The organism is Paenibacillus sp. MMS20-IR301, from assembly GCF_032302195.1.
GTDB lineage: Bacteria > Bacillota > Bacilli > Paenibacillales > Paenibacillaceae > Paenibacillus_AQ.
Map to the genome: position 1 here is coordinate 4,210,623 of NZ_CP135275.1, position 24,804 is coordinate 4,235,426.

Genomic DNA, 24,804 nt, shown 5'->3' on the forward strand with positions numbered 1-24,804 from the left:
GAGGAGCTGATGATCCAATGTCCAATTCTCTTCTGACCAAAAATGCGCTGGCCCGTTCCCTGAAAGACCTGATGGCGCATACCCCGCTGAACAAAATCTCCGTCAAGCATCTGGTGGACGACTGCGGAGTGAACAGGCAGACCTTTTATTATCATTTCCAGGATATCTTTGAGCTGCTGGGCTGGATCTATAAGACTGAAGCGGTGGAGAGTATTGCCGAGTACCGCAGCTACAGCACATGGACGGACGGATTCTACCGGATATTCTGCTATATTGAGCGAAATAAGGCGTTCTGCTTCAACACCCTGGATTCCCTCGGACGGGCGCATCTCGATGCGTATCTGTACGAAGTGACCAATGATCTGATCATGGGGGTGCTTCAAGAACTGGCTGCCGGGATGGAGGTCAGTATGGAGGATAAGCGGTTTATCGCAGGCTTCTATACGCTGGCCTTCACCGGACTTGTAATCCAGTGGATGCGGGACGGCATGAAGGAGCAGCCGAAGCATATGATTGAGAAGCTCAGCGTACTGATTGAGGGAAATTTCCTGAGGGCGCTGCACCAATACGAACGCAAACTGTCGTGATCCTCCGGGGTCATGGCTTTTTTAATTTGTGGTTTTTTTTACACATTGCCGTAAGTGACCAAATTTCATACACTCGCGGACTTTTGATTATACCCTTCAGATCCGGGCTAGATTACACTCGGTTCAGGTACAGCAATCAAGCAAACCTATGGAGGCGACCATCAGTGAAAAAAGAGTACGGTAACGAGCAGGTGTATTTTGTCGGCGGAGGAATTGCGTCCCTTGCAGGTGCGGCATACCTCGTCAGAGACTGCGGTTTTCCCGGACAGAACATTCACATTATCGAAGAGATGAAGATTCTCGGCGGCAGCAATGACGGTGCAGGCAATGAGGAGCATGGCTATGTGATCCGCGGCGGCCGGATGCTCAATGACGAAACTTATGAGAACCTGTGGGAGCTTTTAAATACAATACCGTCCATTGATCAGCCGGGGCTGACGCTGCGGGAGGAAATTACCCAGTTTGATGATGCCAATCCAACCCGCTCCAAGGCCCGTCTTGTTGACAGCAAGGGTGAGATTCAGGATGTCAATTCAATGGGCTTCGATATGGCAGACCGGCTCGCTCTAGGCAAGCTGATCATTACTCCTGAGGCCAAAATGGGCAAAGCACGGATCAATGACTGGTTCGGGCCGCATTTTTTCACCACGAATTTCTGGTACATGTGGGCAACCACCTTCGCCTTCCAGCCTTGGCACAGCGCGGTTGAGCTGAAACGTTATATGCTGCGCTTCATTCATGAATTCCCTAGAATTCAGACGCTCGAAGGCGTAACCCGCACACCATACAATCAATATGACTCGATTATTATGCCGCTGCATCAGTATCTGGAGCCGCTTGGCGTAGATTTCACCTTGAAATGTACGGTTACCGATCTGGAGTTCAAGGAAGGCGACGGCATTACGGTAACGAAGCTGAAGGTTCTGCGCCAAGGCGTGGAAGATGTAATTGAGGTAAAAGAAGGCGACCGCGTCATCATCACCAATGGCTCGATGACCGAAGGCTCAAGCCTCGGCTCGATGACCTCCGCACCGCGCCTGAACGGCAAGGGCAGCTCGTGGAAGCTCTGGGAGAATATCGCCGCGAAGAAGCCGGGTCTCGGCAATCCTTCCTCCTTCGACGATCATGTGGATGAATCCAAGTGGGAATCCTTCACAGTGACATTCCAGGACTCGAAGTTCTTCGACCTCATGGAGAACTTTACCCGCAACCGGGCCGGAACCGGCGCCCTGGTCACCTTCAAGGATTCCAGCTGGCTGATGTCTGTCGTGCTGGCCTTCCAGCCGCATTTCCGCAACCAGCCGGAGCATGTCAAAGTGTTCTGGGGCTACGGACTATACCCGGATAAGATCGGAGATTATGTGCACAAGAGAATGTGCGACTGTACCGGCGAAGAGATTATGGAGGAGCTGCTAGGCCATCTGCATTTCGAAGCGCATAAGGAAGAAATTATGGCGACCGCCAACTGTATCCCGTGCATGATGCCGTACATCACCTCCCAGTTCATGCCGCGGCTGAACAGCGACCGGCCGCAGGTCGTGCCTGAAGGCTCCACCAACCTGGCATTTATCGGCCAGTACTGCGAGATTCCGGATGATGTCGTCTTCACGGAAGAATATTCGGTCCGCGCAGCGCGGATTGCTGTCTATACGCTCTTCGGCATTAACCGTCCGGTGGAGCCGATCAAGGAATACCAGCATGATGTACGTACGCTGTTCTCAAGTCTTGTGACTTCTTTCAGATAATATTGTAATATGCCCTTTAGTCAAAGAAAGCAGCCGGTCTCCAGACCAGCTGCTTTCTTTACAGTGCAGAGCTATGGAATCCTTTCAAGCGGACAGGCGCCCGGTTAACGGACAGCCCTGTAGCGGAGCACCACCACACCGGAGCCAAACGTCTTAGTTCCGCTCAGCTGCAAATTCAGCCGGTCACGGATTCCCCCCAGCAACCGCGGGCCGCTTCCGGCTAAGATTGGCTGTACCAGGAAATGATATTCATCCACCAAGCCCAGCTCTGCCAGAGTGGAACCAAGTCCGGGACCGCCGTTAACGATCAGCTTCTTGCCTTCTGCCGTGAGCTGCTGCACTTCCTCTGATACAGGCCCCTTTAACAAAAAAGAGTTCTGCCATGACACATGATCCAGCGTCCGCGAGAAAACGTACTTCGGCTTCCGGTCGAGCTTGCGTGCGAAGTCAACCATGAATTGCGGTCCGCTCCCGCTGCCGGCAATGGCCGGCCAGGCACTCTCCATCAGCTGGTAAATCTTGCGTCCAAAGAGCAGGCCGTCAGCCTGATCCATCAGCTCCTCCGTATACTGGTGGAGTTCCTCATCTGCTATTACCTGCGTGTGGTCACAATAACCGTCCAGTGTCACATTCATCTGCAGGATTACATGTCCCATGAGCAGCCTCCTCAGATCTAGTCTAATCATCCCAGAGCAGGACCAGTTTCTCATGAATTACTAATGCTAATGTGCTCTACCCGGCCCTGCTGAATTCAACCTCAGTTTAGCGGAGGAATGCGGAATAAACAAATCTGAATGGCTCCTCCCGCCACTGCACGATTAGTTATCAGCGCAAAAACACCCCCGCCGCATGGAGTATGTCCATGCAGTCAGGGGTATCTGTGTCCTGCTCAGCAATATATTGTTTCTTCTCACCAGACTCCGGCGGCCTTATCCAGCGGATATGCCGGGAGACAGCTGAATCAGATGCTGCAGGAGCCGTCATCGCAGCCGTCAGCTTTGTCAGCCGCAGCCTGCGTTTTGCCTACGACCTGAAGTGCAGGCTTGCTCTGCTCCTCGGCCCACACCGTATCCAGCACTTCAGTGAATACCGGACCCGGCTGTGCGCCGGACACCGCGTATTTATTATTAAAGACGAAGAACGGCACACCGGTGACATTCAGCTGCCGGGCTGCTTCAATGTCCGCGTCCACCTGGGCACTATAAGCGTCACTCTCCAGCATTGCTGTGACAGCTTCCTGATCCAGTCCCGCTTCGGCGGCCAGCTCCGCCAGCACCTTGCGGTCACCGAGATTCTGCGTATCCGTGAAGTAGGCGCGCAGCAGACGCTCCGTCATTTGCGGGGCCTTGCCCTCACTGGCTGCGTAGTGGCTCAGACGGTGTCCGTCAAACGTATTCGTGGACTGAACCGTATCGAAGTTAAATTCCAGCCCCACACCCTGGGCCTGTTCAGCCAGCTGGGCATTCATCGCCTGGGCCTTCTCGCGGGTCATCCCGTATTTGGCGGCCAGAATCTCATGGATATCCCGCGTCTCATCGGTACGGGCATTCGGATCAAGCTGGAAGCTGCGGAATACCACCTCCACCTGATCCCGGTCCGGGAATTGGCTCAGCGCGTGCTCCAGCCGTCTTTTGCCGATATAGCAGAAGGGGCAGGCATAATCAGACCATATATCAATTCTCATGGAAATTCCTCCTGAACTGTAGTATTCGCAGTCTTTGAAACTGCACATCCATTGATCATAATTTCAATTCTCATACGTCACTTACTATTATATAGTTAAAAACCGAAAATTACAAACAAACTTTCCGGCATCGTGATTGCGTCACCCGCAATGCTTGCAGCCTTACGCTGCGGTGCAGACGAGCCTCTCTCCGGCAAAGGAAATGACCGTGCTTCTGCAGATAACAGACTCTCTGCTGCTGCACGGCCTCCGCCGGTACCTCTCTACCCTGTAATGCTGCTCTGCTGTGCCGGGTCCGGGTGCAAGCTCCGGACAATAGCCGCACATGCTGCGCCCAGATGCTTACAGCCGGGCGCTGGCTTCCGGCGCATACCCGTCACTATAGACCGGCGGAGATACCGCAAGCCCCAGGCTCTCCTGCAGCAGATTGTAGAGTCTCGCTCCGATGATCTCCTCGGAATACTCGGAGCGGACAATCCGCAGTGCAGCTTCCCCCATCTCCCGGCATAGTGCCGGGTTCTCCAGCAGCATCTCCAGCGCGGCAGCAAGCTTCCCGGGTGCAAGATCCTCGGCCAGCAGTCCGCTCACCCCGTGGCGCACCAGCCCTCTGACTCCCATTACATTGAATGCGACCGTCGGAAGACCGCAGGCTCCCGCCTCCAGAATGACCAGCGGCAGCCCTTCGTAACGTGAAGGCAGCACGAATAACTCGGATGCATTATAATAACGGGCCAGCATCTCCTTATCACGGATCGTTCCCAGCAGGATAATCCGGTCCTCCAGCCCCTTCTCCTTAATGAGCTCCTTAAGGCTGTGTTCATCCGGACCGCCGCCGGCGATGAGAATTCTCAGCTCCGAATACCGCTTCAATTGCTCCGCAGCTTCAACCAGCAGGGAATGGCCCTTCTGATGCTCGAACAGCCGGCCGACCGTAATCAGATATCTGCATTCAGGATCCAGACCGGCTGCAGCCACCGCTTCTGTCCGCTCACGCGGATAAAAAACCGCCGAATTCACGAAATTCGGCAGCAGACGGATCCGTTCCGCAAGCCGCGGGAAATGCTGCACCATGCTTCGCTGCTCATCCTCGTTGAGCGTGGTCATGAATGCCGCCCTGTGCAGAGTGCGCTTCTTGATCGGCAGAATCCATTTGTGGATGCTGCCTCCGTGATACGCAGCAATAATCGGGATACCAAGCTTCCTCGCCGCACCAGCCAGCCGTTCAAAGCGCCCGGAAGCATATTCCTGCGCATAAATCACGCTGATTCCATCACTGCGCAGAATGTCAGTCAAGTCGCTGTTGACGGTGGATATATATTGGGAAATGAATTTGCCGATTGGTGTCCGGTGTGAAAAGGGAATTGCTAAATACCCTTTATACAGCAGGCCGACCGGAATAAACTTGATGGTACAGTCCACTACCCCGTGCTGGTAGGTGCGGACCGTATTGCCGGTTCTCGTAAAATTATAGATGGTTGTGCGGATTCCTTTGGTCTGCAGCAGGCGCGCATAGTCGAAAGAAAAATCATTATGATACGAATTTACGTATTCCTCTTCATTCAAACCCAGACCTTTTACGAAGAAATCTTCAAAGTAATTGGTATGCATAAAGATTCCGACATGCATTTGAGCCGCCTCCTTAGTATCTGCAGAACAACCCTGAATAACTATAAACGGTAGAAAAACGTGCTTGATTTTATCCATATTATATTCGCAATCGTATTAAATAAAAGTAAACGAAAGTGGTATATACGGCCTACTTACGGGGGAGTAAAATTAGAGCAACATGTACTATTCGTGCCTTGGAATCGTAACAACAACGGACGGGTTAAGAAGACGTCCCGGAAGGAGCCAGCGTCATGCATGATCTGTCTATAGTAATTCCCACGCGCAACCGGGTGGGCGATTTGACCTTGTGCATTGAGTCCATCGGCAGGCAGACTGGGCTGGAGGAAATCTCGATTGAACTTCTGATTGTAGATGACGGCGGGCTTGAAGCGCATGAGCTGGAGCATTTCCGCAAGGAACTGGGACGTCTGCCCCAGGCTGATCTCCGCTACTACCGCAAAACCAAACCGGGTGTCTGGCTCTCCCGCTATGAAGCGCTGGGACTGGTAGACGGGGAGATTCTCCTCAGCTTCGATGATGATGCCGAGCTGGATGATCCGCGCTATATCCGCCGGCTGCTGGATACCTATGACTCCGATCCTTCTATTGTCGGGGTAGGCGGTATCGCCAAGGGCCTCACCACCAGCAAATCCGGCAGGCTGCTCGGCAGGCTGACCTGCCAGATGTCGGCTTCACCAGGCAGATTATCGGCAAGCACCCTGGCCGGCTCACTGCTGCTGTGGGGTGACACGGAGCAGACGTTTGAGACCGATTTTTTCCATGGCTGCAATATGTCCTTCCGCCGTTTCGCACTGCAGGATATGAAGCCCTACCCCTGGATGACCAGCTACGCGGTAGCTGACGATATTTATATGTGCCAACTGGCCGGCAAATATGGCAAGCTGGTCATTAACCCTGAGCTGAGAATTACCCATCACGAATCCCCCAGCTCACGTGACAAGGCAGGCCGGGTAGCCCGGGCTACTGCCGTCAATCATTATTACCTGCTTAATCTGCGCAAGGCCCCGGTTATTAATTATGCCGCACTGCTCTGGACCCTGAGCTATTTAACCGTAAAGTCGACCCTGAAACGAAACTTCAATGCCGTCTCCGGCTACACCAGCGGTATTCTCTTCGTACTGAACCCCCGCAAGAACAAATACAGGGAATTCATGCTGGACTAAGCTGCCGCCAGATACTCCCATGCAAATAGAAAGAAGCCGCAAGCCAGCTCCTGCGCTGTCCTGCGGCTTCTTTTTGTGTAAACTGAATTGCTGCTAAAGCGGATAATAACAGCTCACACCAGTTGCTCCTTTGGCGGGGCGGGTCTGGCCTGTTCGGTCTGACGCAGGAAATACAGGAACGTCAGGAACAGGAAGATCACCGCATAACCCAGCAGATAGAGAATCTGTTGTCCCATTAAGCTGTAATCCCCGCTGGCGATGATCGCTTTGAAGCCCACAATACTATGTGTCATAGGCAGCCAAGGGTTCACCTTCTGCATCCACTGCGGAAGCAGCTCAAGCGGGAAGGTGCCTGCACTCGAAGTAAGCTGGAAGATCATCAGTACAATCGCGAGGAAGCGCCCCGGATTATCCAGCCAGGTTACCAGCGCCTGGACAATCAGCGTAAAGGTGAGGCTGGCAATCAGCGTGAACAGATAGAAGAGCGGTATGCTCTGCACCGTAAGCTTAAGGCCATACAATAATACAAGGTCGGCAAGGACCGACTGGATGATGCTGACCATTACAAAGGTCAGCGTACGGCTGGCGAATCTGCCCATCGGCGAAGCCCCGGGCACATTCGATTCACGCAGGGAGAACACTGTAGTAAATACTAGAGCGCCCATAAACAAGGCCAGTGACAGGAAGTAAGGCGCAATGCCCAGCCCGTAATGGTCCAGTTTATAGTCCGTCTTCTCGACCAGCTTCACCGGCTCGGCGAACATATTCACCGTGCCATCCCCGGAGGCCACATCAGAGGTCTCAGCGGCAGCATTGCTCAGCTTCTGCGCCAGCTCCCCGCTGCCGTCCGTGAGCTTGCCGGCTCCGTCCTTCAGCTCCACGGCTCCCGCGGTCAGCTTCCCGGCTCCATCCGAGAGTCCGTCCAGACCTCCGGACAGCTTCGTCAAGCCTTGCTCCAGCTGCGCGGCCCCCTTATTCAGAGCAGCTGCTCCGGCAGCCAGCTTGCCGCCTCCGGCCGAGGCCTCGTTCAGCTTGCTGCCGAACTCGTCCAGTCCGGCGGCCAGCTTCGTGCCGCCTGCCGCCAGCGCAGCTGCACCATCATGCAGCTGCGCCTGCCCTTCAGCGAGCTTAGTGCTGCCGGCGAGCAGCTGCGCCTGCCCGCTATGCAGCTGCTCGCTGCCTGCCGCAACCTGCTGGCTGGCCGCCAGCAGCTGCTGGAACTGCTCGCTCTCCGCCAGGCCCGGCGTCTGCGCGAGCAGCTGCTCAAGCCCCCCGGCCACCTGCTGCGCCCCGGCGGCCAGCTGGCCGCTGGCTGCCTCGGAGGCCGTCAGCCCGTCCTTCAGCTGGCTGCTGCCGGCCTCGGCAGCCAGCAGCCCCTGCTCCAGCTGCGCGGCCCCGCTCTGCGACTTCACAGCGCCGTCCTGCAGCTGCTGTCCGGCCTGCACCAGCCGGCCCAGGCCCCCGGCCAAGTCCGCAGTGCTCTGCGTCAGTGTGCCTGTGCCCTGATTCAGGCTGTCCGCGCCGCTGTACAGCAGCTTCAGGCCGCTCTTCAGCTCCGTGGTTCTGCCGGCCAGCTTATTCAGATTGGTCTTCAGGGTAGCCAGCCCGTCCGTTAGCTTGCCGGCCCCATCCGTGAGCTTGGTTGCCCCGCTGCTGGCATCGCCAAGACCGGCGGAGATCGTATCCACCTGCTCGAACATGCTGCGCGTATAGGCTTCAGTGATCTGCGCGGACAGCTTGGACTTCAGCTTATTCACTGCACTGCTGCCGATCTGTCCGGCCACAAAGTTATAACCGCTGTTCGGCTCATACAGGATTTCCGCCTGCACCGGCTGCGCCTGGGCCAAGGTAGTAGCGTTCTCCGAGAAGTCAGCGGGAATCGTAATTGTCATGTAGTAATGATTGTGGGACATTCCTTCCTGGGCCGCAGCGGCATCCACGAACTCCCATTTGAAATCACTGTTATCCTTCAGCTCCTCGACGAAATCCTTGCCTGCCTGCATCGATTTGCCTTCATACTCTGCGCCTTTATCGAGATTGACCACTGCTACAGGCAGCTTGCCTGTATTGCCGTAAGGGTCCCAGGAGCCTTCCACAAGGAAGCCGCTGTACAGCATAGGCAGCGCCGCAACACCGAGCAAAGTGAGCAGCAGCATCGGCTTACTCACCAATATTTTCAAATCCTTCAGGAACACTGTAATGGCTCTCATTGCTGCACCTTCCCTCTCTTGTTGTAAATGCATGAAAACTTTCAATATCCAATCATAAATGCCGGAAAAAAATAGCCTTTTCAGGCTTGAACCCTCACTTACAGCAAAATCCCCGCTGAAATGAACAGAATCATATGCTCCTTAATCCGGTTTTTGTCCAGCGGCTCATGGGATTTATTCCATTCCGTAGTCAGTGCCAGGTACAGCCGCAGGATCATAAACGCCGCAACATCCGGATCACAGGGCTTAACTTCCCCGTCCGCTATAGCCCCTTCAATCTGCTGCCGCAGGAAGTCCAGCGCATACGCCTCCATCCGCTTCACACCCTCCAGCGCCTGGACCGTCCCGATATCCCGCACTTCCTGGGCCAGCTTCACGAACAGCTCATGGTCGCTGCGGAATTCCAGAATCGAATCCAGCAGATCAAACAGCTTATGCATAAAGGTTGTTTGCTGCGCAGCCACATGGTTCATCACAGACATCAGCTCCTGCGTAGCCTTGTCCAGAATTTCCTCGAACAGCTCTTCCTTCGTTTTGAAAAAGGTATAAATCGTTCCTTTGCCTACATTGGCAATCCGGGACACCTGATCCATGGTCGTAGCTTTATAGCCGAATTGCACAAATGACAGGGTTGCCGCCTGCAGAATCAACGCCTTGCGGTCAATGGACACGGACAACACTCCTTTCTTGCTCATCCCATAATTGACTAAATTATGTTTTCGGTCACTCGGTCACAAATCAATTTAACATGTCTGCAGGAAGAAGACAATATTTTAATGAAAATTTTATCTATTTTTAAGCTGTTGCAGATATAAATACATTTTATTTCTGTTCTTTCATCAAAAAAAATATTTCCGCCTCCTGAAGAAACAATGAATCGCGGAGGCGGTAAGAGATCGTTCTTATCTCATAGCGCTGAGCCACGGTGTCCTTTGCAGACTGACATCACTGATATTAATGATTTGGCCGATTGTAAACCCGGCAGGCAGATTTTGTACTCTGAAATTAATCGGCGGGGCATCTGCAACAGTACCGATTCCAGCAATCTTTGCTCCCAGCAGGGAGGCGTTCACCTGATTCCACACAACCAGATAATAGATGACGCCGGCTAAAATATTTACCGAATTTACAAGGGGCAGGCTAAACAATCCTCCTGTAATCGTAGTTGCAATATTGGTCACTGCAACCACCTCTGCGGTAGATACGGTTAAATTTTCTAAAACAGCCATTTGAAACTGTCCGGTCCCTGCTCCAACCTGTATTACGTATGCTGCGACATTTTGCAGCGCCTCCACATCCAAGTCACCGCCAAAAGCAATGGCTCCTAACGCCTGATTGTTCCCGCTGCCTTCATTTGGACTAATAACCGTTTCTATGTTTCCCAGACTGGTAGTCATAATAACACTTGCGGACGAACTCTGCGCTCCGGTTGCCCCGGTGGCTCCAGTTGCTCCGGTAAAACCTTGCAGACCCGGCGCTCCAGTTGCCCCGGTGGCTCCGGTAAAACCTTGCAGACCCGGCGTTCCGGTCGCCCCGGTGGCTCCGGTAAAACCTTGCAGACCCGGCGTTCCGGTCGCCCCGGTGGCTCCGGTAAAACCTTGCGGACCCGGCGCTCCGGTTGCCCCGGTGGCTCCGGTAAAACCTTGCAGACCTGGCGCTCCAGTTGCCCCGGTGGCTCCGGTAAAACCTTGCAGACCCGGCGTTCCGGTCACCCCGGTGGCTCCGGTTACCCCCTGTACGCCTTGTGCTCCCGTCGCTCCGGCCAATCCCTGCAGGCCTTGCGCTCCCGTCGCTCCGGTGAACCCCGGCAGGCCTTGCGCTCCAGCCATTCCATTAGCGTCCAATAATACCTTTAAAGATATAGATCCACGGGGCCCTGGCCCAAGATATACTTTTCGCAGCTTTCTTTTTTTGTACTTATACTTATGGTCATGCACGTTATACCGGTTGAATTTTCCAGAGACTTGCTTTCTTTTCATCCGGATCGGGCCCTTATCACATTCACTCTTCTTCAGCTTGAGCACCTCCCTATGCTGTTGATATATTACGGCGGAATGCCTAAACTTGTGTGTGATTGCTAACTTTTACTGCAACGTTCCTCCATCTAGTCATGCATGCCTTTCAGCACAGTAAACCAAACCTTCTGAATTGGAGTTCTACAGCTTGACCCGCCGCTCTTCTGCATAAAATGTCATGAAATTAGTATCCATTGCCATTCTTTCTGGGGTATGATAATAAGGATGTGATTAAGAAACTAACTTTATGGATGGTGGAACATGTTTAAGAACAAGAAAACGACACTTATTCTGGCCGCTCTCGTCATTGTGATCGTTGCTGCAGCATTAATCTGGATGCTCACCGGCAACAAGGGCGATGGCAGCACGACTGCTACTGAAACTCCCGGCGGTGCAACCGTCTCGAAGGATGGCGATACGAAGTCCTTGGAACAGACGTTTTATATTTATGATACCGTTGTTAACATCAAGGTCTTCGGCAATACCGTAGAACAGAAGAATATGGATGATATCCAGGCCATGCTCGAACGGATGGATGTCGAGTTCAGCCGCACGAAGGAAAATGGCGAATTGTATGCTGTGAACCAGGCAGCCGGCAAGGAAGCTGTTGCCGTATCCGATGAAACGCTGGATATTGTGAAGCTGTCCCTGAAGTATGCCGAAGAAATGGACGGGCTGTATGACCCGACAGTCGGGCCGCTTGTAGATCTCTGGGCGATCGGTGAAGGCGGAGAGCATGTACCCGACCAGGCCGATATTGATAAGGCGCGGAGTCTGACCAACTATAAGGATGTAATAGTGGATGATGCTGCCAAGACGGTTAAGCTCGCAAAAGAAGGTATGGTGCTGGACATGGGCGGGATCGGCAAAGGATACGCTGCTGACCGGATCGCCGACTATCTCAAGGCTCAGGGCCTGGACAGCGCAATGATTAACCTCGGGGGCAGCAGTATCATCGCTCTTGGCAACAAGCCGAACGGCTCGCCGTGGAACATCGGCCTGCAGGACCCGGATCAGAGCCGCGGCACCCAGCTCGGTACAATCAAAATCTCCGACGAGGTCATTGACGCCTCCGGGGTATATGAGCGCTACTTCATGCAGGATGGTGTGCGTTACCACCACATTCTTGATCCGCGTACAGGCTACCCTTCGCAGAATGGGCTGAAGAGCATTACAATCATGAGCCCGAACGCAACCGATGCGGATGCCTTGTCCACCGGTGTATTCCTGATGGGACTGGAAGAAGGCATGAAGTATCTTGAAGCACTGCCGGAGGATGTTGAAGCCTTCTTCATTACGGACGACAACAAGATTTATGCAACCTCTGCCCTAAAAGAAAGATTGAACCTCACGGACCCTACTTATAGCTTTGCTGAGTAATGTGTTGTAACGTTGTAGAGCAACATAGTAATAAGTGATGCTACCGCAGAGTAATTAGACAAAAGAACGGCTGAAGCAGGTGCCTTCCCTTATGGAGGGCATCTTTTTTGTTGTGGAATTTAGTGTGCGTGTGTGGGTGGGTGTACCTGTGTCATTGAGTGGGTACGTGTGCAAGTACGTGAGTTCGTGTAGGTGCGTGAGATACTTAATGTAGAACAAGTAATTACTTATGCGATTAAATGCTCATCATTTATGCAAAGAGTAAAGTCTGTAATTCTCTTATATAGAACCAGTACCCTTGATTTGTGCTTGGCAGGCATTTTGGAGTACATTAGTGGGATTTTTACCTTTAATTCCGCGCTCGGCAGGCATTTTGGAGTATATTAGTGGGATTTTTACCTTTAATTCCGCACTAGGCAGGCATTTCGGAGTATATTAGTGGGTTTTTTACCTTTAATTCCGTACTCGGCAGGCATTTCAGAGGAATTAGTGGGACTTTTAACTTTATTTCCACACTCGGCAGGCTTTTCAGCGAAATCAGGGGCAGAAGTGCCCCTAGTTCCGCGTCCTGTGGCCGCTTCAGCGCCGGCAAACTTTTCCGCACCCGGCCGCATTTCAGCCACAAATCTATGGTTACTTCTACATCCAACAGTTTTTTTACAGCCGGCTCATCCCGGCATTCTGCCATCCCGTCTTACAGAATCGGCAGCTCACCGAACTCCTTATAGTTAGAAAAAGTGTAGCTCGGCGTATGATCCGTGCCGGGCTCCCGTCCGCGCGGATTGTACCAGCAGACCTTCCAGCCTGCCGCGAGCGCACCCACCACATCGTTGGCCCAGGTGTCACCCACGTAGAGGCTGTTCCCGGGAGCAGTCCCCGACACTTGGTTGACATGGGCGAAGATTGCCGGGTCCGGCTTGGCCAGACCGACGGCATCCGAGATGAAGATCATCTCCGGCGGAATGATCCGGTCGATGCCCAGTCCGCGCAGCTTGGCCGTCTGATGTGCAAGCGGGCCGTTCGTGATAATGCCTACCGGATGGCCGAGCGAAATGAACCGCTGAAGCTGCTCCGCAACACCTTCGATCAGTTCGATCGTGTACTGGCGGGCAATATAGGATGCCTGCACCCTGGCCGCCTGCTCCCGGCTTAGGGGCAAGCCATATTCGGCAAAAGCCAGCTCCAGCCGCATCACCCGCGTCTCCTCCAGCTCCAGCTCTCCTGACAAATACTTCGGCCAGAGCAAATCGCTGTGATGCCTCACTGTATAGAACAGCTCAGCATAATCCAGCTTGTCCTCATCAGGGGCCAGCACCTCGCGCACCGCTTCCCTGAACGGGACCAAATGGTCATACAGCGTATCATCCAGATCAAAAAATATAGCCAGCTTATTGCTTGTTTCCACGTAAACGCTCCTAACTGTTACTGCTGAAATATAGATTATAAGTATAAAAGCTCTCGTCCCGGACATACCCATGCGCTTCATACAAACGTTGTGCGCCGGTATTATCCGTCATCGTTGACAGTGTGAGGCCCTTGGCGCCTGTACCCTGCGCAAATCCGCGAACTCCCTCAAGCAGCAGGGAACCAAGTCCCTGGCCGCGCTGCTCCCTCGTCACAAACAGATCGTTCAGAATCCAGACCGGCTGAACCGTAATTGAAGAGAAGGAGGGATACAGCTGTGCCAGGCCGTACGTCTGCTTCTCCTCCCCCTCACCGGCGGCAGCTACGAAGATAACAGACTCCTCACCCTGAAGTCTCGCTGTCAGGAATACCCGCGCAGCCTCCGGATCAGAGACCTGGCCGTAATAGCAGCGGTATTCATCAAAGAGCGGGATAAGCTCCTCTACATCCTCAAGACCCGCCCGTTCAAACCGGTAATTCAACATTGCTGTCCCCTCTTTCCGGCATCCGCCTACAGTTATATTCCCATTCTAAGTCCTAACTGTTCACGCAGACCATGGAGTGAACTGCTCAATATTTAGACAATATCCTCTCTGCTGGCTTTATTCCTTCGAATCATAAAAGACATGGCGGGCCGTAATCTTGCCGTCTGCGATCTCCAACAGGCCGAAGGAGTATTGCTTCTCACGGCGCTTATCTGTAGGTGATCCGGGATTGAACAGCAGAATACCGTTCTCTCTGCGCATCAGCGGCTGATGGGAGTGGCCGAAGAGAATACAATCGACATCCTGGCCTTCAAAAGCAAGCAGGGCATTCCCGTCCGTTCCCTTGCGCGAATACGGCGCATGGCCGTGAATCATCCCGATCTTCATACCCTCCAGCGTAACAATCTTACTCTCACCGAAACGCTTAATGATCTCGGCTCCATCGTTATTACCGGCAATCCCCTCTACCGGGGCAAGCTCGGACAGCATATCGTAGATTTCCAGAGCCACCCAGTCCCCCAGATGCAAAATGATATCCACATGGCGAAACTCTTCAACAAGTGCACGGGGTAATCCCCTGGCTGTCCGGGACATATGTGTATCCGATACTACTCCAATTTTCATCTGCTTCAGCTCCTAATGCCCAAATCGGCCCATTTGATACTAAGAATTGTACGATTCTCAGAACACAGAAGCAAGCACTGCAGCAACCTGACTCCCCCTGTTCCTTAATCCCGCCAATTCCAGAGCCGCACTTCTCCTACCCGCAGATTACTGACCCAGGATGCCTCGCGCAGCTTGAGCAGTTCCTTGACCGGCCCGGTGGCGACGGCGCCGTAAATCCGGACCCCGTGTTCCGCCAAATAGGCTACGGAACCATCAAGCTCAATAAACGGAACAGCTTTTCTGGCCAATGTCCGATGCTCCTCCAGCAGCTTAAGCGTCTTGAGGAAGTTCGCATCACGCAAATCACCACTCCCGTAGGATTCAACCGAAGGTGACATGCTGCTGTAGGAGGATACCGAGCTGAACCAGCCTGTTTTTTGTGTGGTTACTTCAGATTTCAGCATATCATCGTCATGCCAGATCGGCTGGTAGGGGAAACCAAGCGGGCTTGTAACGACTCCATTCCTGTTATTAGCAGACCCCGTATCCACGCCAAACCATACAGGCAATATATTCAGCGGTTCAAACTCCTTAAGCAGTTCATCTGTAGTGTATAAATGATCGAACGACAGATAAGCTTCGGCTACAGTGCCTTCGGGAAGCTTCGTAAGTTTGCTCCACTCCGCGCTGTCATCCCCGCCGCTGACGGAACCGTCTGCGGCCGGATAATAAAAGAAATAGTTGCCGGCATTCCGTTCATCCGTCCAGTTAAAATTACCGAGGCCAGACAGACCCAGCCGGAACTGCTGTGAATAATCGCCGACATCCGAGCTCTCGCCACCGATCTGTTTCATCAAATTGCCTGTAAGATCCATACGGAAGAAAAAGTGCGCATCGGAAGAAAGTCTTACCGTAGTATTGGGACGGGCAACGGCAATTGCCGAGGACACAACATCTCTGTAAATATCCCCGCGGTTCCCCGTGCTGTAGAACACAGCAGTAATGATACTGCTGATAACTGCGAAGATCAGGAATGCCGATAGGACGGTAAAAGTATTGGTGATCCTCGCCTTCCACTTGCCGCGGCGGATAATCCTTTTCTCACGCTTATCCGCTTTCTTAAGTCCGGGAGCTTTGCCATTGCCCTGTGGCGCCTTTTTCCAGGCACCTGCTGCCAGCTCCTCCCGCTCCATCAGCTCCTCCAGGTAGGCCTGGTAAGCCTCCAGCTTCGCAAGCTCGCTCTCCAGCTCGCCGCGCTCCTCTTCAGGCAGTGTACCTTCACTGTATTTCTGCAGCTTTGCTTTGAACTCCTCACTCATGATCGTTCCTCCTCCGCTCCGCTTCACGCAGCTTCTGCCTCGCGCGGAATACCAGTATCTTGTATTGGGACAGTCCCACGTTCATAACATCTGCGGCTTCCTTGTAAGTCAGCCCGTGATAATCATGCAGCAGCAGGGCATGACGCTGCCCCTCCGGCAGACGGCTAAGGGCAAGTGCCGCTTCTTCCCAGCGTTCCTGGCGCAGCAGGATCCCCTCCGTTGTCTCAGGGTGGGGCAAGCTGCTGAAATACCCTTCCTCCCTGGACACACTCCGCTTTTCTTTACGTTTGTAATCGACGAAGGCATTGTAAGCTACGCGGAACAGCCATGGCTTAATCTTCTCTTCCTTACAGTCCTCCAGATACAGATAAGCACGGTAGAAGGTCTCCTGCGTTAAATCTTCAGCTGCATGGTGGTCATGGCAGAGGGAGCACAGATAACGGTAGATATCTGCAATATAACTTTCGTATAGATCATCCAGCGAATTCGGCCCCATCTCCTCCCCCCTCACTCCATCCACGTCTGAACACGGCAAAAGTTACACTTTCCAGGCAATTCACTTCCGCAATTATCCATTCTACTATAGCAAAGTTCGAAGAGTGTGGGGCAGAGTTCAAGCAGCGCGGGGCTACAGCGTAAATCAGATGATTCAGGTGCTCGGCGCGGACCTCCGTAATCATGCAAAACAGGGAGCCTCGCGGCTCCCTGTTTATAACCTGTGATCTGTTGTTATCTCTTACACTAACATTCAGTAAAATCCGATGCTGGACGAAGCATCCTTCATCCATTCCCGCTTGCGGCCTTTATCCAGCTCGCCGCGCATACCGCGCACCAGCGTCTCCACATCAGCTGTACCATTCTCATGCCACTCCAGCGCCGCGCTGACATACAGCTCGCCGAGCTGGGTCAGGGAGAAATCTGCGGTCAGGCGCGCAGCCGTGGCCGTACCCTCTTCACCCGCGAAGGCGGAGAAGCCGCGCAGCTGCAGATATTCGAGCCGCAGCGCCTCGCTGGGCATCTTAATCTCATAAGCCCGGTCGAAGCGCCCGGCGCGGTTCATGAGACCGGGGTCGATTTTATCCGGATAATTGGTGGTGCCGATCAGGAAGATGCCTTCCTTGGAAGTCGCCCCGTCCAGCGTGTTCAGGAAGAAGGAACGGACCTCCTGCGGCATGGAGTCGATATCCTCAATGACCAGCACCATCGGCGCCAGCCGGGCTGCAGCCTCGAACACCTCGTTCACTGATTCGCTGCTCGTATACTCCGTAATCTGCCAGTAGAGCACCGGTCCCGGAACACTGCCGGCAATCGATTTGACGAGCGTGGTCTTGCCGTTGCCCGGATGCCCGTAGAGCAGAATTCCCCGTTTGTAAGGGATGTCATAGGTGACATAGAAGCTGCGGTCGTTATCGAAGAACTGGTCGAGTGAGCGGTAGATCTCTTTTTTGATTGCAGCGTCCAGAACAACTTCCTCCCGCTTGACGGCCCGCGTAATCGGTTCATCCTCCCGGAAAATTCCGTTGCGCCGGTCGGTGAATACCGTCACCTTGTTGATATTCTGCTCACGCTGGCGTGTGCGCACATTGCCGAGGAAGAACTGCAGCTGCGCATCCGATGCGGCGAACACATAATCCTGAAAGTTAATGCCGTTCTCCTGAAATACCGGTACGCGCGCCAGGGCAATGCCCATCGCCGGATAAGCCAGCACATTGTTGCGGACCGACAGATGGATATGATACTCCGGCTGCTCCTTCTCATCATCGAACACGAAGGTCCGGTCCTCGAGCCGGTCAAAAATCCGCGCCACATGCTCCACACCGGCGTCTCCGCTCTGCACATCATTCTCCAGCAGCTTCCAGTATTCACTGTTGGGATCATCACTGGCATACAGCTCATAGCGGACACCATAACGGGCATAGAGTGCTTCAAGGATCCCGTCAACCAGGCGCGCGTACACATCGTAGCCTTTAATGATTCCGGCTCTGTCTTCATCGTACTCATAGATTACAGCAGGTTTCTTGTTCTCCAGCTCCATTTTTATTTCGTCCCCTTTATCGCTGCGAGCGGCGTGCATCTGGCCACAACGGCAGCCAGTCCGGCGCCCGTAACGCTTTCTATAATCTCATCTACATTCTTATAGGCCTGGGGGGATTCGTCAATGATAGATTCCAGGGAATGCTGATTCACCACAATCTCATCGGGCGTCCCCACCTTCAGCGACCGGGCGAAATCATGCACAGACACCAGCCGCTTCGTCGCTGTACGGGAACGGATACGCCCAGCCCCATGGCAGATCGAGTAATAATTCTCTTCCCCACCGGGCTGCCCTACCATGATGTAGGAGGCAGTACCCATGGAACCCGGGATCAGCGCCGGATGTCCAGTCGCCTTATAGGGTGACGGATTATCCTCATGACCCGCCGGCAAGGCGCGCGTTGCTCCTTTGCGGTGCACGAACTTGGTACCGGAGGCTGTCTCCTCTTCCCAGGCATAATTATGCATCAGGTCGTACAGGGTGCGCAGCTCACATTTCGTGCCGAACACCTCACGGAAAGCCTCACGGACTCCGTAAGCGATCAGATGGCGGTTCACCACCGCATAGTTCAGTGCGGAATACATCAGATTAACATACCGCCGGCCTTGCGGATGATTCAGCGGAGCATACATGAGCCGCGGATCGGCGCTGCCGAGTCCCAGCTGGCCCATGGCCTTGGCGAAGGCCGGTGTGCAGAACTGGTTGACCATGCCGCCCCAGGCCCGGGAGCCGGAATGGATCATGACGGCGATCTGTCCGTCTTGAAGCCCCCAGGCTTCCGCTACTTCCCGCTGCTCCTCGGCGATTTCAATCGCCTGGATCTCGACGAAATGGTTGCCTCCGCCGAGGGTGCCAAGCTGGCGGTGCCCCCGGTGCCAGGCCATGTCCGGAAGCTCGTTAAGAATCTCTTCATCAAAGCTAAGCTTGCTGATCTCCACATGAGACAGCGCACTTGATTTCTTCGGCGTATAGCTGTCCGGAACATATTTGTTCGGCAGGCCGTGCAGCCCTTTGCGCACGATATTCTCCAGCCGGATATCACTGTAATGGCCGCGCTGCTGCGCCTCCATCGGCAAATACTGCTCGATCCGGCGCACCAGCTTCCGGCGCAGCTTCACATCGCGCAGATCATCCGCATGCAGATTGGTCAAATGCACGCGCATGCCGCAGCCGATGTCACTGCCCACAATGGACGGGGATACATAGCCTGAAGCCGCATCCCAGACTGCCGTTGTGCCTATACAGGTTCCGACGCCTACATGCACATCCGGAGTATAACTCATGTATTCTATATTCGGAATCTGCAGATTGTTGTTAGCCATTTCCATGACCTTGTAATCCAGTGTGCCAAACAATTGCTCACTGGCGTATACCTTAAGGTCGCCGGCCGGAAGGGCTACCTCATGTTTATAACGGGGCTCGTAGCCTCCAAGCTGCTCAATGCTATTCATAAATTTTTTCATTTCCTCTCAGGTTGGTAAAGTATTTCTTGATTTCAAATAACACAAAAAGAGCCGCAGATCAGTTCTGATCCACGGCTCCGGAGCGCTGGGTGCAGCTTCAAATGCAAGCTACCGCCAGTTCAAAGCACACCCGTATAGAATTGTGACGTAATGAGCAGGCTGCGCATTATGTCTTCCGGACGAAGGCGATGAGATCAGATGGTTCATATGCGGTTGTAATGCGGCTACGATACGTTCTCAATCCATTTGTTCCAATCATGACCCATCGGCCTCCCTTCTGTTAATGATAAACCCAATATTAAATGGCGCTGCTGCCCATTGTCAACCCTGAAACTGGTAAAGTTTAATTTATTTAAATTTATGCCAGTCCTGATTGCTGTTCTCCAGCAGATGCCCAAAATCATTCTCCAGACGCTTCTGCTCTGCCTTGCGCTTGTCCTCTGCTTCCTTCAGGACAGCCTCCTTTTTACTTTGCTCTTCGGCCTTCAGCGCATCCGACTGCGCCTTCAGCTTATCGAGCACCTCCCGGCTGAGCATGTCCTTCAGTGTTGCCGGAGCATCCGCTGCCGCAGGGCGGGAAGCCGGGATATTTTTGTTCTTTTTAGCCAAGTGAATCATCCTTTCAAGTAGTCCATTTAGTTCAAATTTGTTTTAGTTATAGGTCTTTTCGTTTATAATGTACAGTAAGAGGTGAGCCTAATGAAATCCACAGAGTTATGTCCAAGGTTACAAAAAAGCATGGATATTATCGGCAGACGCTGGACGGGCTTAATCATCTATCAGCTGCTGCAGGGACCTCAGCGCTTCGGCGCAATCGAGGCTTCACTGCCGGTCAGCGGCAGACTTTTGTCCGAACGGCTGAAGGAACTGGAGCAGGAAGGAATTGTCCTGCGCGAGGTTTTTCCCGAAACGCCTGTTAGGATTCAATATTCACTTACCGACAAGGGCCGGGCGCTGGAATCCGTCATCCGTGATCTGGAGGTCTGGTCGGAATCCTGGATTACGGAAGAGGAATGCCGGAAGGAATCACCCGCTCCGCAATAAATACTCAAGCACTGCAACACGTCCATGGTATGCGATATATACATTTACAGCTTGCGGCCGATAATTACCAGGTCACGCGGGATGCCGTCCATAACGGCTACACCCGGCAGCAGGCCCCACTGCTCGAACCCGAACTTCCGCAGCAGCGAGAGGCTTGGCCCGTTATGGCCAAACACAAAGCCGACAAGGTTCTGCAGGCCAAGCCGCGGACATTCCTCGACTGCCTTGGCCAGCAGAAGGCTCCCGGCACCAGTGCCGCGGAATTTCTCATTTACATAGACGCTGATCTCCGCCGTTCCATTATACGCCGGACGTCCGTAGAACGACTGGAAGCTGAACCACGCCGCAATCTCGCTGCCTTGTCTTAGTACCCACAGCGGTCGGTGATGGCTGTTATGCTCATGGAACCACTTCACTCTGTCCTCCACGCCCACCGGCTCAAGATCTGCTGTCACCATTCTCCCGGCAACCGTCGAATTATAAATTTCCACAATCGCCCCCAAATCCTCAAAAACTGCATCCTCTATGCTGTAGGCCTGCCAATTCATGCTGCTATTCCTCCTCAAAGTTGTGTGTTACTTAAGTCCAGTATGTTCCAGACTCCATTGCCACAGACGAGCAGCTTCTTCAGCATTTGCAGCACGCGGGGAAAGTTCCTGGATCTTGCGGCGGTAATAGTATTGCCCGCTTACCTTACTCAGCTCCGGTGCAGTTGCCAGATAGATCGCCGTATCTGCCCCCTTCTCTGGAGTCAGGAAGAAATAGGACAGCAGCTTCAGCAGCGAGCGCCCGAAGCCTGTCTCCCGGTTCACCCCGATGCTTGTCCCCACCGCGCCAGGATGGACGGAGTTCACAGTAACTCTTGTACCCTGCAGAAGCACGGCGAGTTCGCGGGTGAAGAGAATGTTAGCCAGCTTGGAACGGGCATACGCCTTAGCCGGGTTGAAACCGCGTGACAGCGTATGATCCTCCAGATACAGCTTGCCAATCTTGTAAGCACCGGAGGCCACAACTACAATCCTTCCTTGTTCCGCAGCCTTGAGCGTATCCAGCAGCAGATTCGTCAGCAGAAAATGACCCAGATGATTCACACCGAAATCCTGCTCATAGCCGTCTTCCGTAAGCTCACGTTTGACAGCCACCACGCCCGCATTATTAATCAGCACATCAAGCACCGGATAGCTGGCTGTAAATTCCCCGGCAAAAGCACGGATGCTTGCAAATGAACCCAGATCGCAAAGCATTAGCCGGATCTGTTCCGAGCCGCTCTGACGTTTTGCTTCGGAAAGTGCTTCCTCCCCGCGTTTGCGGCTGCGGCAGGCCATAATTACAGCAGCTCCTCTGCGCGCCATATCTATTGCCGTAGCCAGTCCCATTCCGGAATTCGCCCCCGTGACCAGCACGGTTTTTCCTTTCATGGTCATCTTCCCTTCTCTCGCGGACCTGCCCGGCGGGGCCTGGCATGGCCTTTTCAGAGTACATGTTTTATGATTATGTTACATCATTTCACCAAGGGGAACTAGCCCCCGGGCAGGCAATCGCTGCTTAAAGCTGCTTATTTCTGCTTCAAATGAACAATCCTATTTCAAAATGCGGGAGGTGGATCCGGAGTCTATCCGGAAATAATGAATAATTTTGGACCGAATATTATTGTACTGACCGTACCTATGATGTCCCCTGTGCTGGGACCAACTCTGATCTACCCTGTGCTCTTAAAAGATGACGATGGACTGACGCTGATCGACACCGGCATGTTCGGCCAATACGATTCGCTGATTCAGGCCATTGAGCAAGCAGGTGAGAACCTCTCCAGCATCAAGCGTATAATTCTGACCCATCAGGATATCGATCACATCGGCAATCTTCCGGTGCTGGTCCGGGAACTTCCCGGTGTGCAGCTGTTTGCGCATCCCGGTGATATTCCGGTAATCTCCGGCCGGCAAACGATGCTCAAGATGACACCTGAGCGGATCAGTAAGATGCCGCCAGTTTTTCAAGAACAGATCAACGCATTCCTGTCGCAGCTGGCGCAGCTCGGGAAAATCACAGAGCTGCATGACGGCCAGCAGCTCCCTTGGGGCGGTGGTGCCGAAGTGATCCATACCCCCGGCCACACGCCAGGGCATATCTGCCTCTACCTCCCGCAGGAAAAGCTGCTGCTCGCTGCCGATGAGCTGCGGGTCGTAGAGGGCAAGCTGGCCGGGCCGGCTGAATCCGCTACACCGGATATGCCGCTTGCGCTCCGCAGCCTGCATAAGCTGGAGGGGTTAGCGGTCCAGAGTATCCTCTGCTACCACGGCGGATATTATGACGGCAGCCCGCAGGAACTCATTGCGGAGCTTACAGCCGGACTCTGAGCCGGAGCTTCGCAGTCTCCTGTCACATAGAAAGGCTGCCCGCCTGCAGAGCATGATCTGCGGGCGGGCAGCCTTTTGTAATTGGCAAACGGCAAATGTATGCGGAAAACCGAATACATTTGGCTACTATAAGGGCATACGGGCCAATTGTATGTGAAAATCCGAATACAATGTGATGCCGTGACAGCAACCGTTCTGGCAAGCCCGGCACCGGCGCGTTGCTGAGTAATGCCAAACAGGCAGTGATCAACATCGGGTTAGTTAACATCAAGACAGTATAGCAAACGCCGGAACACTCACTTCCAGTTAGGATGCAGCGCAATCAGCTTATCATCCCCGGCGCGCGGGCTGCCTCTGCCGTCCCGGTTGTTCGTCATGAGGTACAGCGTGCCGTCCGGCCCTTCTGCTACGTTGCGGATCCGTCCGTACTCCTCCTGGAACAGGCCTGTTACAACAGGAGTTCCGCCGCTGCTGGACAGTGACACCCGCAGCAGCTGCTCTCCGGCCAGACCGGCGACCAGCAGTTCACCCTTCCAAGGCCCTTGCGTGATAAAGGTCATACCGGACGGCGCCCAGGTCTCCTCTCCGCTGTGCACCAGCGGAGCGGCCAGCTTCAGTCTGGCAGCTCCGGTCTCATCGCCTTCGATCAGCGGCCAGCCATAATTAGCACCAGCCTGAATGATGTTGATCTCGTCGTGGCTTGACTGGCCATGCTCCGAGCTGTACAGCACTCCGGTTCCCGGCTGCCAAGCCAGGCCCTGCGGGTTGCGGTGTCCCATGCTGTAAATCGGTGATCCCGGCCGCGGGTTATCTTTCGGGATGGCACCGCTGGTGGTAATACGCAGGATTTTTCCGCCCAGACTATTCCGGTCCTGGGCCAGATCCGGCTCATACCGCTCGCCTGTGGTGATGTACAAGTAACCGTCCGGGCCAATTTTAATCCGGCCCCCATTATGATTCGTGTCGCCTGGAATGTTATCCATGAGCACCTTATTAATTGCTGCTGTACTGCTGCCGATCTTAATTTGAAGTACCCGGTTCGCCACCCCGCCCTCCTTGCTGCGGTAAGAATGATAGACATAAGCTAAGCCGTTGCTCTTAAATGCCGGATCCAGCGCAAGACCCAGTAATCCGCCCTCCCCCCTGCTGACAAAAGGTGCTTTCAATTCCAGCAGCGGAGTACTGCGGAGCTTCCCGTTCTCAATCACGCGCAGGCTGCCCGGGCGCTCGGTGAAAAAAATCCGCCCGTCCGGGGCAAACGCCATCTCCCAGGGAACATTCAGCCCGCTTGCCAAAGTATGCGCAGTATAAGGAAAAGCTGAGGTTACCGGCTGCTTCGGCCCGACCGTAGCACTTCCCGGCTTTGTCCCTTGACCGGTCTCCCCCGCCCCGGCAGACACTCCTGGCGTTTCCGCCGCAGTTCCTTGCGGCCCTTCCCCCGGCGGGGACTGGTTCTTAGCAGGCTGTGCATCAAACTGCGGATTCCGGCCTTCCAGTTTCCCTTGCACCTCATTGCCACCGGAAGATGTGCTACAGGCTGACAGAAGTCCCGTCAGCAGAATTAAAGCTCCGCACAACAGAAAGCTGCGGGAGCGGATGGATGTTCCGGACATTTGCATTACCTCCTGCTCAAATAAGTGGGAACAGCCCACGTTAAGGATTTTGGCAACTATTACCC

At 53.9% G+C, this 24,804-nt stretch carries 23 protein-coding genes; 6 read left to right on the forward strand and 17 right to left on the reverse strand.

Features of this window, described 5'->3' with window-relative positions:
* Nucleotides 1–17 precede the first annotated feature (17 nt).
* A complete protein-coding gene (locus tag LOS79_RS18080; protein WP_315411452.1) occupies nt 18–587 on the forward strand; it encodes a TetR-like C-terminal domain-containing protein in 570 nt (189 codons plus the stop codon).
* Nucleotides 584–2,332 carry an oleate hydratase gene (locus tag LOS79_RS18085; protein WP_315411453.1) on the forward strand — a complete coding sequence of 583 codons (1,749 nt, stop codon included), beginning with the start codon at nt 584–586 and terminating at the stop codon, nt 2,330–2,332. The genes LOS79_RS18080 and LOS79_RS18085 overlap by 4 nt, the downstream gene beginning before the upstream one ends.
* 104 nt (nt 2,333–2,436) lie before the next feature.
* Here LOS79_RS18085 and LOS79_RS18090 read toward each other — a convergent pair whose 3' ends face one another.
* The 3 genes from LOS79_RS18090 to LOS79_RS18100 all read right to left on the reverse strand — a co-directional run bounded on the left by LOS79_RS18090 (nt 2,437) and on the right by LOS79_RS18100 (nt 5,642).
* The gene (locus LOS79_RS18090; RefSeq protein WP_315411454.1) at nt 2,437–2,988 is read right to left on the reverse strand and encodes a dihydrofolate reductase family protein; all 552 of its coding nucleotides are present in this window, start codon (nt 2,986–2,988) and stop codon (nt 2,437–2,439) included.
* Between the two features lie 305 nt (nt 2,989–3,293).
* Complete coding sequence (locus LOS79_RS18095) at nt 3,294–4,016, reverse strand: DsbA family oxidoreductase (protein WP_315411455.1); 723 nt, start codon at nt 4,014–4,016, stop codon at nt 3,294–3,296.
* 342 nt (nt 4,017–4,358) lie between these two features.
* Nucleotides 4,359–5,642, reverse strand: a complete 1,284-nt coding sequence (locus LOS79_RS18100; RefSeq protein ID WP_315411456.1) for a glycosyltransferase family 4 protein — start codon at nt 5,640–5,642, stop codon at nt 4,359–4,361.
* 233 nt (nt 5,643–5,875) lie between these two features.
* Here LOS79_RS18100 and LOS79_RS18105 point away from each other — a divergent pair, with 233 nt between their 5' ends.
* Nucleotides 5,876–6,808 (forward strand): glycosyltransferase family 2 protein, encoded by a 933-nt coding sequence (locus LOS79_RS18105; RefSeq protein WP_315411457.1) that lies wholly within the window; start codon nt 5,876–5,878, stop codon nt 6,806–6,808.
* Between the two features lie 113 nt (nt 6,809–6,921).
* On the opposite strand, the gene LOS79_RS18110 is transcribed toward LOS79_RS18105, so the two are convergent.
* From LOS79_RS18110 to LOS79_RS33075, 3 genes are all read right to left on the reverse strand, one after another.
* Nucleotides 6,922–9,018, reverse strand: coding sequence for a YhgE/Pip domain-containing protein (locus LOS79_RS18110; RefSeq protein ID WP_315411458.1), 2,097 nt, complete (start codon nt 9,016–9,018; stop codon nt 6,922–6,924).
* A gap of 98 nt (nt 9,019–9,116) precedes the next feature.
* The gene (locus LOS79_RS18115) at nt 9,117–9,713 is read right to left on the reverse strand and encodes a TetR/AcrR family transcriptional regulator (RefSeq protein ID WP_315411459.1); all 597 of its coding nucleotides are present in this window, start codon (nt 9,711–9,713) and stop codon (nt 9,117–9,119) included.
* A gap of 207 nt (nt 9,714–9,920) precedes the next feature.
* Nucleotides 9,921–10,847, reverse strand: a complete 927-nt coding sequence (locus tag LOS79_RS33075) for a collagen-like triple helix repeat-containing protein (protein WP_397386660.1) — start codon at nt 10,845–10,847, stop codon at nt 9,921–9,923.
* Between the two features lie 447 nt (nt 10,848–11,294).
* Here LOS79_RS33075 and LOS79_RS18125 point away from each other — a divergent pair, with 447 nt between their 5' ends.
* The gene (locus LOS79_RS18125) at nt 11,295–12,413 is read left to right on the forward strand and encodes an FAD:protein FMN transferase (RefSeq protein ID WP_315411460.1); all 1,119 of its coding nucleotides are present in this window, start codon (nt 11,295–11,297) and stop codon (nt 12,411–12,413) included.
* Nucleotides 12,414–13,107: 694 nt separating this feature from the next.
* Here the strand turns inward: LOS79_RS18125 and LOS79_RS18130 are convergent.
* The 8 genes from LOS79_RS18130 to LOS79_RS18165 form a co-directional block, all read right to left on the reverse strand.
* Nucleotides 13,108–13,818, reverse strand: coding sequence for an HAD family hydrolase (locus LOS79_RS18130; protein ID WP_315411461.1), 711 nt, complete (start codon nt 13,816–13,818; stop codon nt 13,108–13,110).
* A gap of 10 nt (nt 13,819–13,828) precedes the next feature.
* Nucleotides 13,829–14,302, reverse strand: a complete 474-nt coding sequence (locus LOS79_RS18135; RefSeq protein WP_315411462.1) for a GNAT family N-acetyltransferase — start codon at nt 14,300–14,302, stop codon at nt 13,829–13,831.
* A 117-nt stretch (nt 14,303–14,419) separates the two neighbouring features.
* Nucleotides 14,420–14,926 carry a metallophosphoesterase family protein gene (locus LOS79_RS18140; protein WP_315411463.1) on the reverse strand — a complete coding sequence of 169 codons (507 nt, stop codon included), beginning with the start codon at nt 14,924–14,926 and terminating at the stop codon, nt 14,420–14,422.
* A gap of 104 nt (nt 14,927–15,030) precedes the next feature.
* Complete coding sequence (locus LOS79_RS18145; protein ID WP_315411464.1) at nt 15,031–16,227, reverse strand: anti-sigma factor; 1,197 nt, start codon at nt 16,225–16,227, stop codon at nt 15,031–15,033.
* Nucleotides 16,220–16,723 carry a sigma-70 family RNA polymerase sigma factor gene (locus tag LOS79_RS18150; RefSeq protein ID WP_315411465.1) on the reverse strand — a complete coding sequence of 168 codons (504 nt, stop codon included), beginning with the start codon at nt 16,721–16,723 and terminating at the stop codon, nt 16,220–16,222. The genes LOS79_RS18145 and LOS79_RS18150 overlap by 8 nt, the downstream gene beginning before the upstream one ends.
* Nucleotides 16,724–16,975: 252 nt before the next feature.
* Entirely contained in the window at nt 16,976–18,262 is a 1,287-nt protein-coding gene (locus LOS79_RS18155; protein ID WP_315411466.1) for an AAA family ATPase, read from the reverse strand.
* Nucleotides 18,263–18,264: 2 nt separating this feature from the next.
* Complete coding sequence (locus tag LOS79_RS18160; RefSeq protein ID WP_315411467.1) at nt 18,265–19,713, reverse strand: RtcB family protein; 1,449 nt, start codon at nt 19,711–19,713, stop codon at nt 18,265–18,267.
* Nucleotides 19,714–20,073: 360 nt separating this feature from the next.
* Nucleotides 20,074–20,334 carry a YqkE family protein gene (locus LOS79_RS18165; RefSeq protein ID WP_315411468.1) on the reverse strand — a complete coding sequence of 87 codons (261 nt, stop codon included), beginning with the start codon at nt 20,332–20,334 and terminating at the stop codon, nt 20,074–20,076.
* Between the two features lie 90 nt (nt 20,335–20,424).
* On the opposite strand from LOS79_RS18165, the gene LOS79_RS18170 reads away from it, so the two are divergent.
* A complete protein-coding gene (locus tag LOS79_RS18170) occupies nt 20,425–20,769 on the forward strand; it encodes a winged helix-turn-helix transcriptional regulator (protein ID WP_315411469.1) in 345 nt (114 codons plus the stop codon).
* A 44-nt stretch (nt 20,770–20,813) separates the two neighbouring features.
* Here LOS79_RS18170 and LOS79_RS18175 read toward each other — a convergent pair whose 3' ends face one another.
* Nucleotides 20,814–21,317 carry a GNAT family N-acetyltransferase gene (locus tag LOS79_RS18175; RefSeq protein WP_315411470.1) on the reverse strand — a complete coding sequence of 168 codons (504 nt, stop codon included), beginning with the start codon at nt 21,315–21,317 and terminating at the stop codon, nt 20,814–20,816.
* 27 nt (nt 21,318–21,344) lie between these two features.
* Complete coding sequence (locus tag LOS79_RS18180) at nt 21,345–22,187, reverse strand: SDR family oxidoreductase (protein WP_315411471.1); 843 nt, start codon at nt 22,185–22,187, stop codon at nt 21,345–21,347.
* A gap of 207 nt (nt 22,188–22,394) precedes the next feature.
* Between LOS79_RS18180 and LOS79_RS18185 the strand changes: the two genes are divergently transcribed.
* Nucleotides 22,395–23,126, forward strand: a complete 732-nt coding sequence (locus LOS79_RS18185; protein ID WP_315411472.1) for an MBL fold metallo-hydrolase — start codon at nt 22,395–22,397, stop codon at nt 23,124–23,126.
* 296 nt (nt 23,127–23,422) lie between these two features.
* Here the strand turns inward: LOS79_RS18185 and LOS79_RS18190 are convergent, their stop codons facing one another.
* Nucleotides 23,423–24,739 (reverse strand): PQQ-dependent sugar dehydrogenase, encoded by a 1,317-nt coding sequence (locus LOS79_RS18190; protein ID WP_315411473.1) that lies wholly within the window; start codon nt 24,737–24,739, stop codon nt 23,423–23,425.
* Nucleotides 24,740–24,804: the final 65 nt, after the last annotated feature.